This window comes from Variovorax sp. 770b2, from assembly GCF_900115685.1.
Lineage (GTDB): Bacteria > Pseudomonadota > Gammaproteobacteria > Burkholderiales > Burkholderiaceae_C > Variovorax.
This window is the reverse complement of the sequence record NZ_FOXJ01000001.1, coordinates 3,120,085-3,137,280: the sequence shown is the minus strand read 5'-3', so window position 1 is coordinate 3,137,280 and position 17,196 is coordinate 3,120,085. Positions and strand designations below refer to the sequence as shown.

At 66.7% G+C, this 17,196-nt stretch carries 14 protein-coding genes and 1 pseudogene; 6 read left to right on the top strand and 9 right to left on the bottom strand.

The window, feature by feature from the left end; translation table 11 throughout:
- Positions 1 to 23: 23 nt before the first annotated feature.
- Genes BM133_RS14555 through BM133_RS14545 form a run of 3 tightly spaced genes read right to left on the bottom strand, consistent with a single transcriptional unit; the run spans position 24 to position 4,299 of the window.
- On the bottom strand, positions 24 to 1,604 hold the full coding sequence (locus BM133_RS14555; RefSeq protein ID WP_093434632.1) for an ABC transporter substrate-binding protein: 1,581 nt from the start codon (positions 1,602 to 1,604) through the stop codon (positions 24 to 26).
- A gap of 41 nt (positions 1,605 to 1,645) precedes the next feature.
- The gene (locus BM133_RS14550; RefSeq protein WP_093434630.1) at positions 1,646 to 3,097 is read right to left on the bottom strand and encodes a M81 family metallopeptidase; all 1,452 of its coding nucleotides are present in this window, start codon (positions 3,095 to 3,097) and stop codon (positions 1,646 to 1,648) included.
- Between the two features lie 41 nt (positions 3,098 to 3,138).
- Positions 3,139 to 4,299: an NAD(P)/FAD-dependent oxidoreductase gene (locus tag BM133_RS14545; protein WP_093434629.1), complete on the bottom strand. Its 1,161-nt coding sequence runs from the start codon at positions 4,297 to 4,299 to the stop codon at positions 3,139 to 3,141.
- A gap of 204 nt (positions 4,300 to 4,503) precedes the next feature.
- On the opposite strand from BM133_RS14545, the gene BM133_RS14540 reads away from it, so the two are divergent.
- From BM133_RS14540 to BM133_RS35750, 4 genes and pseudogenes are all read left to right on the top strand, one after another.
- On the top strand, positions 4,504 to 5,238 hold the full coding sequence (locus BM133_RS14540) for a helix-turn-helix domain-containing protein (protein ID WP_093434627.1): 735 nt from the start codon (positions 4,504 to 4,506) through the stop codon (positions 5,236 to 5,238).
- 46 nt (positions 5,239 to 5,284) lie between these two features.
- Entirely contained in the window at positions 5,285 to 6,310 is a 1,026-nt protein-coding gene (locus BM133_RS14535) for a phosphotransferase enzyme family protein (protein ID WP_093434626.1), read from the top strand.
- Between the two features lie 435 nt (positions 6,311 to 6,745).
- Positions 6,746 to 7,891: an MFS transporter gene (locus BM133_RS14525; protein ID WP_256219174.1), complete on the top strand. Its 1,146-nt coding sequence runs from the start codon at positions 6,746 to 6,748 to the stop codon at positions 7,889 to 7,891.
- 18 nt (positions 7,892 to 7,909) lie between these two features.
- Positions 7,910 to 8,802: pseudogene (locus tag BM133_RS35750) on the top strand (SDR family oxidoreductase).
- A 19-nt stretch (positions 8,803 to 8,821) separates the two neighbouring features.
- Here the strand turns inward: BM133_RS35750 and BM133_RS14515 are convergent.
- Positions 8,822 to 9,151: a hypothetical protein gene (locus tag BM133_RS14515; protein ID WP_093434623.1), complete on the bottom strand. Its 330-nt coding sequence runs from the start codon at positions 9,149 to 9,151 to the stop codon at positions 8,822 to 8,824.
- Between the two features lie 108 nt (positions 9,152 to 9,259).
- Entirely contained in the window at positions 9,260 to 9,664 is a 405-nt protein-coding gene (locus BM133_RS14510) for an Imm70 family immunity protein (RefSeq protein WP_093434621.1), read from the bottom strand.
- Positions 9,665 to 10,416: 752 nt separating this feature from the next.
- Here BM133_RS14510 and tuf point away from each other — a divergent pair.
- Positions 10,417 to 11,610 (top strand): elongation factor Tu, encoded by a 1,194-nt coding sequence (tuf, locus tag BM133_RS14505; protein WP_218158365.1) that lies wholly within the window; start codon positions 10,417 to 10,419, stop codon positions 11,608 to 11,610.
- Positions 11,611 to 11,795: 185 nt separating this feature from the next.
- Here the strand turns inward: tuf and BM133_RS14500 are convergent, their stop codons facing one another.
- Positions 11,796 to 12,146 (bottom strand): hypothetical protein, encoded by a 351-nt coding sequence (locus BM133_RS14500; protein WP_093434620.1) that lies wholly within the window; start codon positions 12,144 to 12,146, stop codon positions 11,796 to 11,798.
- A 365-nt stretch (positions 12,147 to 12,511) separates the two neighbouring features.
- Between BM133_RS14500 and BM133_RS14495 the strand changes: the two genes are divergently transcribed.
- Positions 12,512 to 13,780 carry a glutamate carboxypeptidase gene (locus tag BM133_RS14495; protein WP_093434618.1) on the top strand — a complete coding sequence of 423 codons (1,269 nt, stop codon included), beginning with the start codon at positions 12,512 to 12,514 and terminating at the stop codon, positions 13,778 to 13,780.
- A 24-nt stretch (positions 13,781 to 13,804) separates the two neighbouring features.
- Here the strand turns inward: BM133_RS14495 and BM133_RS14490 are convergent, their stop codons facing one another.
- The 3 genes from BM133_RS14490 to BM133_RS14480 all read right to left on the bottom strand — a co-directional run bounded on the left by BM133_RS14490 (position 13,805) and on the right by BM133_RS14480 (position 17,196).
- A complete protein-coding gene (locus tag BM133_RS14490; RefSeq protein ID WP_256219172.1) occupies positions 13,805 to 15,811 on the bottom strand; it encodes a DUF3300 domain-containing protein in 2,007 nt (668 codons plus the stop codon).
- Between the two features lie 198 nt (positions 15,812 to 16,009).
- Entirely contained in the window at positions 16,010 to 16,531 is a 522-nt protein-coding gene (locus tag BM133_RS14485) for a CHAP domain-containing protein (protein WP_093434617.1), read from the bottom strand.
- Positions 16,528 to 17,196 carry a hypothetical protein gene (locus BM133_RS14480; RefSeq protein ID WP_093434615.1) on the bottom strand — a complete coding sequence of 223 codons (669 nt, stop codon included), beginning with the start codon at positions 17,194 to 17,196 and terminating at the stop codon, positions 16,528 to 16,530. Before BM133_RS14480 ends, BM133_RS14485 begins: the two co-directional genes overlap by 4 nt.

The following is a 17,196-nucleotide window of genomic DNA, read 5'->3' as shown; positions in this document are numbered from 1 at the left end:
GCAGTGCGCGCGTCGCGTGGCCGTCAGCGGTCCAGCGCCCAGAACATCGGCATGCCGGCCCAGAGCTTGTCCAGCCCCTTCAGGTTGGCGCGCGCGGCGAAGGCGGCCGAGTACTGGCCCGCGTTGATGTACGGCACCGCCTCGTAGGCGCGGGCCTGGAAGGCGTCGAGCAGCTCCTTGCGCTTGGCGGGCACGGTCTCCTTCAGCCATGCGGTGCGCAGGTCGTCCAGCTGCTTGTCGCAGGGCCAGCCCGGCAGCGTGTTGCCGCAGGCCGCGCCCAGGTAGGCGTTGCTGATCGGCGAGTTGGCATCGAACTCGCCCGCCACCGTCACGTACATGTTCCAGCCGCCGGCCTCGGGCGCATCGCGTTTGGCGCGGCGCGCGCCGATGGAGGCCCAGTCCAGGTTCTGCGCATCGACGTTGATGCCGATGCTCTTCATGGTCTGCGCGGCCATCAGTGCCTCGGCGTTCAGGTAGGGCACGTCGCTCGGAACCAGCAGCACCACCTTCTCGCCCTTGTAGCCCGCATCGGCCAGCATCTTCTTGGCCTTGGCCACGTCGGCCTTGCGGTAGGGCTCGGCGCCGGCCGCCGTTTCATTGGGGCTGCCGCAGATGAAGAAGGTGGGGCAGTAGGCCATGCGCATATCGAGCGGATAGCCCATGGCCGCGACGAAGCGCTCCTGGTTCACCGCCTGCAAGAGCGCCTGGCGCACCTTCGGGTTGTTGAAGGGCGGGTGCAGCTGGTTCATCACCAGGAAGCCCTGGTAGGCGCCGCCCGAGCCGATCTTCACGCTCGTGTCGGCGCGCAGCGGCGCGATGTAGTCGGGCTGCAGTTGTTCGACCAGGTCGACCTCGCCGCGCTTCAGGGCCGCGATGGCGCTGTTCGAGTCGGGCAGGTACAGCCACTCGACGCGATCGAAGTTGCTCTTCTTGCTGCCCGCAAGGCCGTTGGGCGGTTCGCTGCGCGCCACGTAGTTGGGGTTGCGCACGAACACCGCCTTGTTGCCCGGCACCCATTCGTCGCGCTTGAAAATGAAGGGGCCCGAGCCCAGCACCTCGGTGAGCGGCGCGGTGGCCGGCAGCTTGGCAATGCGCTCGGGCAGCACCACCGGCGGAAAGCCCGAGGGCTTGGCCAGCGCATCGAGCACCATGCCGAAGGGCTCGGTGAGCGTGAGGGTGAAGGTGCGCGCATCGACCTGCTTCCACTCGGCGCCGCTCGCGGTCATTGCGCGGCCCAGGCTGTCGCGCGCGGCCCAGCGCTGCAGCGAGGCGACCGCGTCGGCCGAGGTGACGGCGCTGCCGTCGGAGAACTTCAGTCCCGGGCGCAGCGTGAAGCTCCACTGCTTGCCGTCTTTCGATGCGGTGTACTTCTCGACCATCTGCGGCTGCGGCTTGCCGCTCGAGTCCTGCGCGAACAGCGTGTCGTAGACCATGTAGCCGAAGTTGCGCGAGATGTAGGCGGTGGTGAAGGTCGGGTCGAGGATCTTCAGGTCCGCATGCGCCACCACCTTGAGCGTCTTGGGCGCGGGTGTCTGGGCGAGCGCCGGGAGGCACGCGGCGGAAAGCGCCAGGGCGGCAAATGCGGCAAGCGTTCGTCGTTTCATCGTCGGTACTCCGGGTGGGCAAAAGAAAAAAGGAAAGGGAATCACGCGGCGACGCCGATGGGCCACTTGGGCAGCCGCGCTTTTTTATAGGGCAGGGTGTTCAGGTCGAGCGTCACGGCACCCGGCGCGCCGGCGTAGATCACGTGCCTGGCCACCTTCGAGTACGACGCATAGAAGTGCTGCGACGACTTGACGACGATGATCTTCTTGGCCGCGAGGTCGCAGCCAAGCTGCGTGAACAGGTCGGTGCCCATCGCCTGGTTGCGCAGCGTGATCAGCACGATCTCGATGCCGTTGGTCTCGATGAGCGCGCAGTCGCCCATCGGCGTGGGCGTACCCGCGAGGCCCGTCATCACCAGGTCGTGCTTGAGCGCCTTCACGGTGCATTCCGCATCGAGCGGATCGCCCGAGAGCGGGCTGATCTTGCCGCCGATGCGCATCGCCAGCTTGGCGCCCACGCCCGCATCGAAGGCGATGCGCACGGCGATCGGGTCCCACAGCGGACCGAGCGCCGCGTTGGCGATGCCGCGCTCGACCATGCGGCGCAGGATGAAGGTGGAGTCGCTCGCCGCGCCGCCGCCGGGGTTGTCGGCACCGTCGGACAGCACCACCGGGCCGCCGTCGAAGGCCAGCGCCTCGTCGAGCGAGGCGTCGATGCTCGGGTAGTTCACGGTGAGGCCGTCGCGCATCGCGATCACTTCGTCGGCGAGCTGACGTGCCAGGGCATCGGCCTTGGCCTGGTCGCCGTCGGTGTACACCAGCACCTTGGTGCCCATCTCCGGCACGTCGCCCCACGAGAAGCCGTGCGTGAGCGAGACCGACAGCACGCCGTCCTTGCCTTCGAGCGACTGCATGCGCTTGACGAAGCCAAGCGCAGGTTCCCGCGAGGTGTGGACCGTGACGATCATGTCGCAGTCCACCACCGCGGCCACCGGCTTGACCTTGCCCTCGACCATCGCGGCGCAGATGTCCACCAGTTCGAGCCCGCGCTCGAGCACGTCGGTGTGCGGGTACTCCTTGAAGGAGATCATCAGGTCCGAATTGGCGACCATCTCGGGCGTGAGGTGGTTGTGCGGATCGAGCTCTGCGCCGATCACCACCTTGGGCCCGACGATCTGCCGCACGCGCGCCAGCAGGTCGCCTTCACAGTCGTCATAGCCGTCGGCCACCATCGCGCCGTGCAGGCCGAGCAGCACCATGTCCACCGGCAGCACCGCGCGCAGGTCGTCGAGCAATTCGTCGCGCAGCGTCTCGTAGGCGTGGCGCGTGGTGGTGCCGCTGGGCTGCGCGCCGGCCACCATGCCTTCGAAGAGTTGCCAGCCCTTGTCCGCGCCGCGCATGCGTGCGGCCCACAGCGGGCCCGAGAACAGCGTCATCGCATCGGGGTGCTTGCCGGCGGGGAAGTGGCCGCGGTCCTTGAAGGAGGCCAGGCCGGTGGGCATCGGGCCGAAGGTGTTGGTTTCGGTGGCGAGGGAGGCACTGAAGACACGCATGGGGATGGTCTCTGTGGTTGTAGGAGTGAGGGGTGTTCTTGTCAGGCGACTGCGGCGGTGCGCAGCCGCTGCGGTCCGAGCATTTCGGCCGTGAGGCCGAAGCCCGCGATGCGCTCGGGCAGCGGCAGCCCGCGGGCCAGTGCGGCGCAGGCTTCGCCCATCGCCGCCGAGGTCTGGATGCCGTAGCCGCCCTGCGCCGCGACCCAGAAGAAGCCGGGCGCATCGGGCTCGAAGCCGCCGACCAGGTCGCCATCGGCCACGAAGGAGCGCAGGCCCGCCCAGGTGCGCGTGGGGCGGCGGATGGCCAGCGTGGTCGCCTCCTCGATGCGGTGGATCGCGATGGCGATGTCCATCTCCTCGGGCTGCACGTCCTGCGGATCGACCGGATCGGCATTGGCCGGCGAGCCGAGCAGCATGCCGGCGTCGGGCTTGATGTACCAGCCTTCGTCGGCACCGAAGACCATGGGCCAATGCGCGACGCTCTCGCCCTCGGGTGGCGCAAAGATGAAGGCCGAGCGGCGGCGCGGCTCGATGCCCAGCGGCTGCACGCCCGCGAGCTTCGCGACGGTGTCGACCCATGCGCCCGCGGCGTTGAGCACCACCGGCGCTTCGTAGACGTTGCCGCCGGCCGTCACGCGCCAGCGCTCGCCGATGCGCTCCATGGCCGTCACTCCCGCATCGCACACCAGCTGGCCGCCGGCCTTTCGCATGCCGCGCAGGTATCCCTGGTGAATGGCATGCACGTCCATGTCGGCCGCATCGGGTTCGTACACGCCGCCGGCCACCTGCCCGGGCCGGAGGGCAGGCACCATCGCGAGCGCTTCTTCGCTGCTCAGGCGCTGGGCGCCCGTGTCCATGGCGCGCAGCACGTCCCAGTGGGCGTCGAGCTCGGCGAGTTGTGCCGTGCCGCCGACCATCAGCGCGCCGCGCGGCGTGAGCAACGGGTGTTCGCAGAAGCCTTCGGGCGGATGCTGGAGAAACGCGCGGCTCGCCATGGTGAGGGCGCGCACCTGCGGCGTGCCGTAGCTTTCCATGAAGAGCGCAGCCGAGCGGCCGGTGGAGTGATAGCCCGGCTGGGCCTCGCGTTCGAGCAGGATCACGCGGGCATGCGGCGCGAGCCAATGGGCCACCGAAGCCCCGGCAATGCCGCCGCCGATCACGAGGAAGTCGACCACTGTGGGCGTTGTTGTACTGGATGTCATCGCCGAAAAGTGTAGAAAGAAATTTGCGGATACGCAAATTATTTGCGGCGCACCAAGGGGAAACCATGGTGCACCTCATCGGTGAAATTTGCGTCAATGCAATTTGCGTATACGCAACTTCTGCGCCCGGGTCATCCGGGTTGCCATGGATGGCGTGCGATGCCGCTGGCAGAATCGCCATGCACTACAAAGAGAAAGCCAAGCGTGAATCCACACACAGGGACCAAGACGGGCATGAAACCCGGAATGAAGCCGAAGGACGAGGCGCCCACGCTGGACCGCACCACTTTCGGTCACCGCCTGCGCACCGCGCGCAAGCGTTTCGGCTGGACGCTGGCGCAGTTGGCCGAGCGTTCGGGCGTGTCGATCACCACCATCTCGCGCGCCGAGCGCGGCCAGCTTGCGCTGGGTTATGAAAACTTCGCCGCGCTGGGCCGCGCGCTCGAGATGGACATGAACGCGATGTTCGCGGGCGCCGGCGTCAAGCCCGCGCAGTTCGACGGGCCCGTGATCACGCGCGCGGGCAAGGGCGTGGTCTACCGCGGCCTCTCGTTCGCCTACGAGTTCCTCGGCACCTCGGCCGCCGGCAAGCAGATGAGCCCCGTCGTCGGCACGGTGCACGCGCGCCGCATCAACGGCCCGGAAGACTTCGCGCGGCATCCGGGCGAAGAGTTCGCCTATGTGCTGTCGGGCGAGATCGAGGTGCACTTCGACACGGGCGACGTGGTGCACCTGGCGCGCGGCGATTCGCTGTACTACGACAGCAGCATCGGCCATGCGTATGTGAGCGTGAGCCGGCAGCTTGCCAAGATCGTCGGGGTGACTTCGGGGGAGAGCGGGCACATGAAGTCGGCGCGCGAGGCGCCTGTGCTCAAGCCGGCGCGCAAGGTGGCGCGCAACGTGGCGGCGAAGAAGACCGGGCGCGGCGGCAAGGGCTGATGACGGGGAGCCTTTGTGAGGCCCACCGTTCGAGGAACAATGCGCCATGACCGATAGCAAAAAGAGCGACCCCAATCTCGTCCCCACCCACACCACGGCTGCCGCCTTCTCTGTTGCACGCTGGGTGGCGCAGCACCATGGTTTTCCGGTGCAGCAGTGCCACCTGATCCGCCGGGGTCTGAACGACAACTACGCGCTGCGTTCGGCCGATGGGACCCGGTACGTCGCGCGCCTGTACTCGATCCGTCCGCGCGGCGGCTTCAACGTCGATTTCGAAGTCGCGCTGCTGACGCACCTGGCGGCCAACGGCGCGGGAGTGGCGGCGCCGGTGCCGGCGGCGAACGGGAGCACGCACATCCAACTGCAATTCCCCGAAGGTCCGCGTGCATTGGCCTTGTTTCACCACGCAGAAGGCTCGATTCCCGACACGCTGGACGAATTCGAACTGACCGGCCGCGCGCTGGCCCACATCCACGAGGCGGCGCGCGATTACGCGGGCCCATCCAGTGGCTACACGCTCGACGGCGAGCACCTTGCCGGCAAGACGCTGGGCTACCTGAAGGCGTACCCGGAGCTTGATGCGGACCTGTTGGAAACCTATCGCCGGCTGGTCGACCGCGTGCTTGAAGAACTGGTCGCAGCCGAAGGCGGCCTGACGCGGGTCGTCTGCCACGGCGACACGCACGGATTCAACAACCATGTGGGTACGGATGCGACCGGCACCAAGAAAACCGTGTTCTTCGATTTCGACGATGCCGGCCCGGGGTTCCTTGCATACGATCTGAGCGTGATGCCTTGGTCGTACCTGTTTCGCAAAAGCCTCAAGGAACCTGACGACACGCTGCGCGAGCGCTGGATGCACTACCTGCGCGGCTACCGGGCGGGCGGCGGAAAAATAAGTGACCGCGACGTGGCCGCATTGCCGCTGTTCATTCAGCTTCGGCACTTGTGGAACCTCGGCGAGGCAGCCGGCCGGCTGCATCACTGGGGGACAAGTTCGGTGCCTGCGGACTGGCTGCGAAAGCAGGTGGAGGTGTTCGAGGCGTGGAGAGGGCTGGACCTGCACGCTTGATGCCTACCCGGCTGCCACGCCGTATGCAAAGGAAGCTGGTTCGGCGGCGCTTTTCGTGGTCCGATCGATACTTGCAGGCATCTTTCGTGCGACGGAATTGAGCGTGCACATCGATGCCGCGGGCTTCGAAATACTCGCCATCGAAAGCCACGCAACGAAGGGCAACGACAACCGCCCGTACATCGGAGCCCCCAAGAAGTGAAGTCGCGAGAACGGATGACGGGTGCTGCAAAAGGGTATTGACCGCGTCGAAGCGACGAAGTTATAGTCGCCGCCGCAGCGCCTTCGCGGCACTGTCGTAAGCGTTACCGTCATCCAACGCGTCCTTTGTCGAGAGGATCCCAGTAGGGAATATCTCGATCCATAAAGACGCGCCTTGGCATGACATCAATTTTTTCCCCTGCATCCGTTCGCCCGTTCGGGACCCCCTCTGCATTGACGGGGCTTGCTCCCGTGGTACTGGCGGTCTTCCTCGGATTCCTTGCAATCAGCGTCCCGCTGGCCGCCCTGGCCCTGGAGGTACGCGACCATCTCGGGTTCGGCGCGGCCACCGTCGGCTGGGCCATCGGCCTGCAGTCGCTCGCGACATTGCTCACACGCCATCGGGCGGGCACGCTCTGCGACCAGCGCGGGCCCCGCGCCGCCGTTCTCCTGGGGCTTCCACTCACCGCCTGCTCGGGCCTGGCCTATGGCCTGTCGAGCGTGCTGCCCATCGACCCTGCTGCAAAGCTCGCCGTGCTGCTTCTCGGACGCGTGGTGGCGGGCCTTGGCGAGAGCCTGTTCCTCACCGGCTTGATGAGCTGGGGCATCGCGCGCGTGGGGCCCGCGCGCACCGGCAAGGTCATGTCCTGGACGGGCATCGCGATCTATGCCGCGCTCGGGCTCGGCGCGTCGCTCGGGCTGGCCGTGCAGGCGGCTTATGGCTTCGTCGGTGTCGGCGCCTTGACGGTGCTCACGCCGATGCTCGCCTGGGCCATTGCGCTGCGCCTGCCGGCCGTTCCCGGCGCCGGTGGGCAGCGCGTGGCGTTCCACCGCGTGCTCGGGTTGATCTGGCGACCGGGCCTCGTGCTCGCGCTGGCCACCGTGCCCTATGCCGCGATGGCCGCGTTCCTTACGCTCGACTACGCCGCGCACGGCTGGCCGCATGCCGGCACGGCGCTCATCGGCTTCGGCGCCGCCTACGTGCTCGTGCGCCTGGTCGGCTCGGGCCTGCCGGACCGCTTCGGCGCCACGCGCGTTGCCATCGGCTCACTGGCGTTCGAAGCCATCGGACAACTGCTCGTCTGGGGCGCGCATGCGCCGGGCATGGCCCTCTTGGGGGCGACGCTCACGGGCCTGGGATTCTCGCTCGTGTTCCCCGCGATGGGCGTGCTTGCGACGCAGTCCGTGCCGCCCGAACAGCGCGGCCGCGCGGTGGGCAACTTCATCGCCTTCGCCGATATCGCGATGGGCGTGACCGGGCCGGTGGTCGGGTTCGCGATCCAGTGGTTCGGCATCACCGCGGCTTTTCTCGTGGGCGCCGGCGCGACCTGCGCGGCCCTGTGCCTGCTGCCTTCCCTGCGGCTGGGTCGCAGCGAATAACGCCGCAATCTTTTGCGCATGGGGAGCGCATCCGCGTTCCTCCATGGCCCAACTTTCTTTTTTACGCGGCGCATCGACCGACCTCTTCGAGGACGAGAGGCGAGGGCGCCATCACTCCCCCTGCTACGACCCCGACGCAACCAAGGAACATCGACCATGAAAATGACCGGCAACACCATCCTCATCACCGGCGGAACCAGCGGCATCGGCCGTGCGCTCGCCGAGGTTTTCCACGACCGCGGCAATCGCGTCATCGTCACGGGGCGACGGCAAGCGCTGCTCGACGACATCACGGCGCGCCGGCCTGGCCTGGTCGGCCTGCCGCTCGATCTCGGCGACCCCGCCTCGCTGCCACGCCTGGCCAGCGACGTTCGCGCGCGCTTCCCGAACTCAATGTGCTCATCGCCAACGCCGGCATTTCGCGGGCGGAGAACATGGCCGAAGATGGCTGGGACGCGTCCGTTGTCGAGGCCATCGTGCAGACCAACATCCTGGGCGTGCTGCGCGTCGCGGCGGCGTTTTTGCCGATGCTCAAAGGGCAGCCGGACGCGGCCCTCATGGCGACCAGCTCCAACCTCGCCTTCGTGCCCCGCGCCGACTTTCCGGGCTATTGCGCGAGCAAGGCGTTCCTGCACTCATGGCTTCAATCGCTGCGGCATCAGCTGCGCCATGTCCCCGTCGAAGTGCTGGAACTGGCACCGCCTTATGTGCAGACCGAGCTCACGGGCGACAGCCAGGCGTCGGACCCGCGCGCCATGCCGGTTGCCGTGTACGTGGCCGAGGTCATGCAGTTGCTGGAAGCGGGAGATCACCCCCGGGGCGAAGTGCTGGTCGAGCGCGACAAGGCCCGGCGCTGGGCCGAGCGGGACGGGCGCTACGACGCCACTTTTGCGGCAATGAATCCGGCGTGACGTTTGTGTCCGGTCGTTCCTACTCCCGTGTGCCGCGCAACACCTGGATTCCGAAAAACGCCATGAAGAAGATCGAGAGCGCGATCCCCACCACGGGAATCGGCCATTGCACATCGTTGCGCGCCAGCACAGCAGCGCAGCCCAATCCAAGCAACAGCGATATCGCAAAACGCACGGCGGGATGGACCCGTTGCCCGATCGCATCGTCCACACCTTTGCGGCGCGCCCACGAATGCATTGCGGCCGCCAGGCCACCGATAGCCAATGCCACTGCGATGCCACCCAGGAGCCAGGGCCGCAGGCTCTCGATTTTCCAGATGGCTTCGATTCCATGAATAACATCGCCCATTCAAACCTCCTTCGACTGCATTTTTTTATAAGTCACTGACCTTCCAACTGCTCCTGGCCGTCACCCGTCATGCGCGTCGAAAGTCGGCATCCAGTCGACGGAAACCTGTCACTGAAGGACGGCATCCCGCCGCTCTTGGGCCGAAGCTGCAAGAGCTCGCTCGAGAACATCGAACACGTCACGCCCGCTGCTTGTGTAATTGCCCAGGCTCGTGATGTGCGATGCGATGTTGTTTCCCCACGGAGGTCTGGCCTGGCGGTTCTCGATGTCCCACACCACGGCTGAAGGAGGCAATTTGCCCAGCGTGGCTTTTGCCAGCCGCAGTTCATCGAGCGCGCGCAAGGCGTTCCCATGAGGCAGGTGTCCTTGGTAAAGCTCGTTCATCAGATGCGGGAACTGGCTGCCCCACCCGTCGGGTTCGCAATGCGCGCTGATGGTCGAGAAGAACGAGTGAACGAACGATGGCGCACCGAGTTCGTTCGTGATTGACCCTGCCGTCACTCCCACTGCCATGAGCGCTCCTCGTGAACTGGCGCGGCACGATGCGTTGCCTTGCATGACTGCTATCGGGCGGATTCTGCCTTGAAGCTGGCTGGCTGCTCTTGGCCCGCGTTCTGACGTGATCTGTGCCACAGCGCCACGAACGCGGCCTGCCGACATTTGCGATGAAGCGCGGCGCACACCTGGTGGTGCTCGCGTGCAACGCTCCTGTTGTCGGATCGTTGGAGCGGTGTTAGCCTCCGACCCCCAAAGATCAACCATCACGTTGCGGCCAGCCGCACGAGCCCCATGAAGCAATTCCAGACAACGCAAGACGCATCGACGACCCGCACAGCCGCGGCGACTTCGCTGCGCTCTTTTGGCGCCGAATTGTTTTCATAGAGCCTTTGCACCTGGAGGCTTGGCCTCCTGAGTTCCACAAGACCCGGTAGGCCTCAAGCCACCGGGTTTTTTGTTTTCTGCCTGCTCAACTGGAGATTTGGACATGAGCCTCGAACGAGAACTTGTTTTCGCCGCACGCGCTGCCAGCGCGGTGTTGTGCGTCGCTTCCGTGGAGTGGTTCGTGTAGAGCCTCCAGGCCCTTGTGCGCCTGGAGGTCATCCTTCAGGCAAGAAAAAAGCCTGTCGGGTGGTCCACCCCGCAGGCTTTTTTTTCGCCCGCACGGCGGGCACCGCGAGTTTGGCGCGCGCGCGCCGACAACCCGCCGACTCTTTCGCCTGGCCAGCGGATCGAGCCGGTTTTTAATCCTCAAACTGGAGAAAACCATGATGAACAAAGTTCATGTGAATGTCGGAACCATCGGTCACGTCGACCATGGCAAGACGACGCTGACGGCTGCGCTGACGTTCGTGCAGGCCTCGCGCATTGGCGGCCGTGCGCTGTCCTATGGGCAGATCGACAACGCGAAGGAAGAGCGCGAGCGCGGCATCACGATCAATACCTCGCACGTCGAGTACGAATCGGACAGCCGTCACTACGCGCACATCGACTGCCCGGGGCACGCCGACTACATCAAGAACATGATCACCGGCGCTTCGCAGATGGACGGCGCGATCCTGCTGGTGGACGGCACCGAAGGCGCCGCGCGGCAGACCATCGAGCATGTGCTGCTGGCGCGTCAGGTGAACGTCGGCCACATGGTGGTGTTCGTGAACAAGATGGACCTCGTGGCCGACAGCGATCGCGCGGAGATCGAGCAGCTGATCGAAATGGAAATCGGCGCGCTGCTGGCGGCGCACGGATATCACGATGCCCGCTTCGTTTTCGGCAGCGCGCTGAAGGCCCTGGCCGCCGCCGAACGCGGCGACCTCGAAGGGCTCGACGTGCAATGCATCGTCGAACTCGTGAACGCCTTGGACTCGGGAATTCCCGATCCGGTGCGCGACTACGACGCGCCGTTCATGATGCCCGTCGAAGGTGTGCACACCATCACGGGCCGCGGCACCGTGATCAGCGGCCGTGTCGAACGCGGTGTGATCCGTGTCGGCGACAACCTGGAGATCGTCGGGCTCAGCTCGGTCGGCGACGAAAAGGTGGTCGTCACCGGCGTGCAGTCCTTCCACAAGGACGTCGCCGAGGGGCGCGCCGGCATGAACGTCGGCCTGCTGCTGCGCGGGGTCAAGCGCGACGATGTCGTGCGTGGCCAAGTGGTCGTGAAGCCCGGTGCGCTGAAGCCGTACCGGACGGGGCGTGCACAGATCTTCGTGCTCAGCAAGGACGAAGGCGGTCGCCATACCCCGTTCGGCTCCGGCTACCAGCCGCAGTTCTTCTTCGGCACGACCGACGTGACGGGTGTCATTCGCGTCGAGACCGAGACCGGCTTGGTCAAGCCGGGTGCACAGGCGCAGATCAGCTTCGAGCTGAACAAGCCCGTGGCCATCGAGAACGGCATGCGGTTCGCCATGCGCGAAGGCGGCAAGACCGTCGGCGCCGGCATCGTGACCGAGGTGCTCGGCTGAAAGGCTGATGCAGCCCTTGCCCCTGTCGTCTGCTTGTCGGGCGGCAGGGGCTTTTTTTTGACCAGATGCAGTACGGACATCCTGCCGGCTCGCCTATATCCGTGGGCCCGAGGGCACCATCGTCGCGCGCATCCACGGGACTGAACCTGACAGCCGTCGGTGTGGAAGTGAATCAGATGAATGAACTACGGCGTCAGTGCATCGCACTGCTCTTCGATCCGCGCGTGCAGCAGGCCCAGCGATGCCGCGAGAAGCCGCTGCAGCGATTCGCGCTGGCACGCGTTGAATAGCGGCGCGGGGCCCGCATCGGTCGCCGCCTCTTCGCGCCGGTCTTCGTCCCAGTTGAGCAGTTGGGCCAGCGTCTGTGTGCCTTGCACCACGTCGCGCGCGTCGTTCAGGAATGAGGCGCGGCGCTGCCGGGAAACGTCGAGCCCTTCGCTCTGAACCCATTCGAAGGGCTTGAACTGAACGGCGGGAAGAGAAGAAGACGTGCCAGAGCAGCCGGTGTCGGTGCTCGCGTTTGTAGTTTTGGCCATGGGCCTCCCAAGATGTCGATTTGCAACAACCGACGCACCCGACGCCAATCGGGGGCGGCAGCTCGAACGGGTTGGCGTACCGGGACATCTTGCGAAAACCGGCAGGGCGCGAGCCCTCCCATTCGAGCCGCCTAAAAAAGGAAGCAGGAACGAAAAAGCCGCAGACCCTGTGTGCGGTAACTGCGGCTTTCGTCGCAGATGTCAGCGGGACGCCAATCCCGACTTCGTTCATCACGAAGCAGGGGCAATGTACGCGTTCTCGACAACGCCCGTCAAGTCATCGCACTGTCGCCAATTTGCGCCGCGTTCCACCAGCGGCTCGCTATGCTGTTTCCCGCCATTCACTTCGAGTAAAGAGAACCATCATGACCACGCGCTCCTCGTCCTTCTTCGCCCTGCGCTCCGTCGCACTGGCCTGCGGCCTCGCCCTGGGTGCCGCCGCCGCGCAGGCCGCGCCCGACGCGAAGCTGCTCGCCGCCGCAGAGAAGGCGCAGCCCGCCGTCATCGACAACCTGAAGGAGATGGTGCAGATCGAATCGGGCAGCCTGAACGTCGAGGGCCTGCTCAAGATGGCCGACGTGATCGAGGGGCGCCTGAAGGCCGCGGGTTTCAAGACCGAGCGCCGCAAGACAGAAGCCGGCGCGGGCGCCGACATCGTCATCGGCACGCTCAAGGGCACCGGCAAGCGCAAGATCATGCTGCAGGGCCACATGGACACGGTGTATGCGGCGGGCATCCTCGGCAGCCAGCCCTACAAGGTGGACGGCAACCGCATCTACGGCCCCGGCATCGCCGACGACAAGGGCGGCATCGCGGTGATGCTGGCCTCGCTCAAGATCCTGGCCGATGCGGGCTGGCGCGACTACGACACGCTCACCGTGCTGGTGAACCCCGACGAAGAAGTGGGCTCGATGGGCTCGGGCGAACTCATCGCCACCACGGCCGACCTGCACGACACGGTGCTGTCGTTCGAGCCGACGGCCGCCAAGTCGGTGGCCAAGGGCGAGTCGCTGCTGCTGGGCGCGGCCGGCATCGCGCAGGCCACGATGGAGGTGAAGGGCCGCGCAGCGCACGCGGGCGCCGCGCCCGAGCTGGGCCGCAATGCGCTGTACGAGCTGTCGTACCAGATGCTGCAGACCAAGGACCTCGCCAAGGACATTCCGGGCGTGACGCTCAACTGGACCGTGGCGCGCGCCATCGGCCCGATCAACCAGATCACCGAGAAGGCGCAGGCGCTGGGCGACATCCGCATCACGCAGCCGGGCGCCGAGAAAAAGCTCAACGAAGTGCTGCAGGCCAAGATCGCGAGCGGCAAGCTGATTCCCGACACGGAGACGACGGTGAAGGTCGAGGTCGGCCGCCCGGCGTTCGTGGCAGGCGCGAAGGGCCGCGCATTGGCCGAGAAGGCGCAGGCGATCTACAAGGAAATCGACCGCGACCTCGCGCTCACGCCGATGACCGGCGGCGGCACCGACGCGGGCTATGCGGGCCGCTCGGGCAAGGCCACGGTGGTCGAGAGCTTCGGCCTCGCGGGCTTCGGCTACCACGCACGCGACGAGTACATCGAGGTCGATTCGATCGTGCCGCGCATCTACCTGGTCACGCGCCTGCTGACCGAGATCGGCAAGCAGTAACAGGCGTCGCCGAAGCCGCCGGCCTCAGGGCTGCTGGCGTGGTTCGCCGGGGCGGCCCGGTGGACGGCGGGCCGCGGCCGCAGCGGCTTGCTGTTGAGCTTGTTGTTGCTGTTGCTGCTGGCGCATCTGGGCCTGTTGCGCCTGATGGGCCTGCTGCTGTTGCTGCGCCTGCTGCTGGCGTTGCTGCTGCTGTTGTTGCATCGCCTGTTGCTGCTGTGCGCGTGCGGCCTGGGCCTGTTGCTGCATCTGTTGTTGCTGCTGCTGGCGGCGCGCTTGCTCCTGCTGCTGGCGTTGTTGTTGTTGCTGCGCCTGCTGCCGCTGCATCTGCTGTTGTTGGGCCTGTTGCTGCTGGGCCGCGCGGGCTTGGGCTTGGGCTTGTTGTTGCGCCTGCTGTTGCTGCTGCATCTGCTGGCGCCGTGACTGGTCCTGCTGGGCTTGCTGCGCCTGGTGAGATTGCTGCTGCTGCTGCTGCTGGCGCTGCCGATCCTGCAGTGCGCGCTGCTGCTGTTGCTGGGCTTGCTGGCTCGCGGCGCGTGCCTGCTGTTGCTGTTCCATCTGCTGGCGCCGCAGTTGATCCTGCTGTTGCTGTTGCTGGAGGCGGGCCTGTTGCTGCTGCGGTTGCTGCTGATTGGCGGCGCGCGCCTGCTGCTGGGCCTGTTGCTGTGCCTGCTGCGCTTGCTGGCGCCGGACCTGGTCCTGCTGCCGTTGCTGCTGTTGCGCCTGCCGGGCCTGTTGCTGCTGTTGTTGAACTTGCTGGGCCTGCAACTGCTGCGCCTGTTGTCGCTGTTGTTGTTGAGCCTGCTGCTGCGCACGTTGCTGGGCTTGCTGTTGCGACTGCTGCTGTTGTTGTGCCAAGGCCTGCTGCTGCCGCGCCTGCTGTTGTTGCTGTTGCTGTTGCTGCTGCGCGAACTGCGCTTGCTGCTGCTGCGCAAAGTTGGGCGGCGGCGCGCCGGGCGGCATGCCACGCGGCCCGCCGTTGCGGTCGCCGCGATCGTTGTTGTAGACGTTCCGCACGTTGCTGTTGACCACCGTGGTCGAGCGCGAGATGTACGTGCTGTTGTTGTAGATCACTGCGGGCCGCGCGAAGGCCGGTTGCGCGACGCGGTCGCGATCATGATCGCGGCCATGCCTGCGATCGCGCGGCGCGCCCCAGTTCATGTTCCATGAGTTCCAGCCCCAGCCGTGGCGCTCCAGCGCCGCGCCCACGATCACGCCCGTGCCGAACGCCAGCGCGCCGGCCGCGGCGACCTGGCCGCGGCTGTAGCCCGGCGCGACCTCCACGGGTGGCGGCGCATAGGCGTAGCCGGGGTAGACGGGCAGGGGCTCGCCGTAGATCACCTGCGGGTCGTAGCTGGGCACGTACACCACGTCGGGCTGCACGGGTTCGATGGTGATCAGCTGCTGCGGCGGCTCGATGATGGCGGGGCCGCCGTACACCGGCTGCATGTCCGGTGCCGGCACGTAGTCGCGCGGCGCGGCGGCGCTCGCGACGCGCAGCCTGTTGTTGTTCTTCAGGCGGCCTGCGGCCGATGCGCGCTGCCGCATGACCTGGATCGCGTTCATCACGTCGGCCGGGTCGTTGTAGTAGGCCTTGCCGAGCGATTCGGTCCACGCGACGTTGCCCGCGAGCTGGTCGAGCACGGGGCGAAAGGCGGTGAGCGACTTCACGCTCGGGTCCCACGGCTGCTGGTTGGCCGCATCGGCAAGCGGGCCGGCCTTGAGCGATTTGTTCTGCCCGAGCCACTCGTGCGCGGCGGCGATCTGCTCGGGGTAGGTGGCACCGGCGAGGATCTGCGCGACCAGCTTGTCGGGGTAGAGCGCGATGGGCGCGACCAGCTGGTAGAGCTGCTCTGCCGATGGTGGCGTGTAGGCGACCGGCACCGGTGCCGCAGGCGCAGCGGCGGGTGCCTGCGGCACGGTGGGCGCAGGCATCGAGATGGCCGGGTCCATGGCCGCAGCAGGGCTCGGTGGCGCGGCCTTGTCGCAGCCTGCGAGGGCGAGTGCGCCCACGCACACTGAGATCGCGAGCAATCGGGGAAGAGGCCGTGGAAGAGGGGGACGTTGGAGGTTCATCTGGAGTTCCATCAAGGCGCCGACGTCACGCCTGACTCCTTCAACGGTCCCTGACGGTCTGCGATGACCTACCCTGCGCCGGTGATGCAACCGTCTGTGTCGTCCGCGCGCTGCTGCCCGTGTCGGGCATGACCCACAAGCGGCGAGGCCGGCGGGTCAGCTGAAGATGCGGATGTAGCTCTTGGCCAGGGTCGGCACGCGCTGCTTGACCCACACGCCGTCGCCCGTCACGCTGTCGCGTTCGCCCTTGCCGTTGGTGTTGCCTTCGATGGTGGCGAGCTTGCGGCTGGCGAGCGGCTGGTCGTCGGTGACGATGCCGATGTGCGAGAAGTCGAACACCACGAAGTCGCCCGCGCGGGCCTTCTGCGTTTCGTCGAGCACCTGCAGCTTGCGTTGGCGCGCCCACTTCTCCCAGCCGAAGGCGCTCGCGTCGCGGCAGCGCCATTTGTCGGCGAGCGAGAACGTATCGAGGTGCAGTGCTTCGCGAACGGCCTCGTTCTCCAGCCACTCGCGCATCACCCACGCGGTGAAGGCCGCGCACCACGGCCACGCGCCGGGTGCGAGCCAGGTGGCGCCCTGGTATTCGACGATGCGGGCGCCCGTGTTGTTGACGGCCGCTTCGCGCGTGCCGACTTCGGTGCGCGCGATCTCCAGCATCTGGTCGATGAGTTCCTTCATGGCTGTTCCTCCGGTGGTGATGGCGGCGTTGCGGCAGCAGGCTTCTTCGCGGGCGCGGCGCGCGGCTTGCCCGGCAGCGCGCGCCACACGGTGATCGCGACCACGTAGAGCGCGGTCGTCAGCAGCATCGAGAGAAACATGTACCAGCGCTCCAGCTGCCCGGTCATGGCCTGCTGCGCGCTTTCTTCCCACAGCAGCTCGCGGCTCATGACGAGCTGCGGGCCGCCGAACATCTTCACGGCCTCGGCGATGCTCATGCCCTTGCTGCGCTTCTGGCCCATCTCGTGCAGCTCGCCGCGGATGTAGCGCGTCTGCTCGGCCGATGGGCGCTCGGCGGGGTACGCGTACACATGGGCGCGCACCACGTCGCGGTAGGTGAAGAAGGCCCAGAACGCCGCGGCCAGCAACACCAGTGCGAGCACCGCGAGCCAACGCTGACGCGCGGACGAGAGGCGCTTGCGGATCAACAGGCTCAGCGCCAGCAGCACGATGGTGGTGCCGAACGACACCATGCCGATGGACACCTGCGCGCCCTCGATGGGCGGCACGAGGTCCGACAGGAAGGAGTGGAAGAGCGCGAGCGTCGCGCCGACCGCGGCAGCGGCCGAGGCGACGATGGCCACGAGGCTGTCGAACGGTCCGATGGGGCGTGTTTCTGTGGCCAT

Coding starts and splice junctions, on each gene's coding strand:
- BM133_RS14555 (WP_093434632.1), bottom strand. CDS start 1,604: ATGAAACGACGAACGCTTGCCGCATTTGCCGCCCTGGCGCTTTCCGCC.
- BM133_RS14550 (WP_093434630.1), bottom strand. CDS start 3,097: ATGCGTGTCTTCAGTGCCTCCCTCGCCACCGAAACCAACACCTTCGGC.
- BM133_RS14545 (WP_093434629.1), bottom strand. CDS start 4,299: ATGACATCCAGTACAACAACGCCCACAGTGGTCGACTTCCTCGTGATC.
- BM133_RS14535 (WP_093434626.1), top strand. CDS start 5,285: ATGACCGATAGCAAAAAGAGCGACCCCAATCTCGTCCCCACCCACACC.
- BM133_RS14515 (WP_093434623.1), bottom strand. CDS start 9,151: ATGGGCGATGTTATTCATGGAATCGAAGCCATCTGGAAAATCGAGAGC.
- BM133_RS14510 (WP_093434621.1), bottom strand. CDS start 9,664: ATGGCAGTGGGAGTGACGGCAGGGTCAATCACGAACGAACTCGGTGCG.
- tuf (WP_218158365.1), top strand. CDS start 10,417: ATGATGAACAAAGTTCATGTGAATGTCGGAACCATCGGTCACGTCGAC.
- BM133_RS14500 (WP_093434620.1), bottom strand. CDS start 12,146: ATGGCCAAAACTACAAACGCGAGCACCGACACCGGCTGCTCTGGCACG.
- BM133_RS14495 (WP_093434618.1), top strand. CDS start 12,512: ATGACCACGCGCTCCTCGTCCTTCTTCGCCCTGCGCTCCGTCGCACTG.
- BM133_RS14485 (WP_093434617.1), bottom strand. CDS start 16,531: ATGAAGGAACTCATCGACCAGATGCTGGAGATCGCGCGCACCGAAGTC.
- BM133_RS14480 (WP_093434615.1), bottom strand. CDS start 17,196: ATGGCCACAGAAACACGCCCCATCGGACCGTTCGACAGCCTCGTGGCC.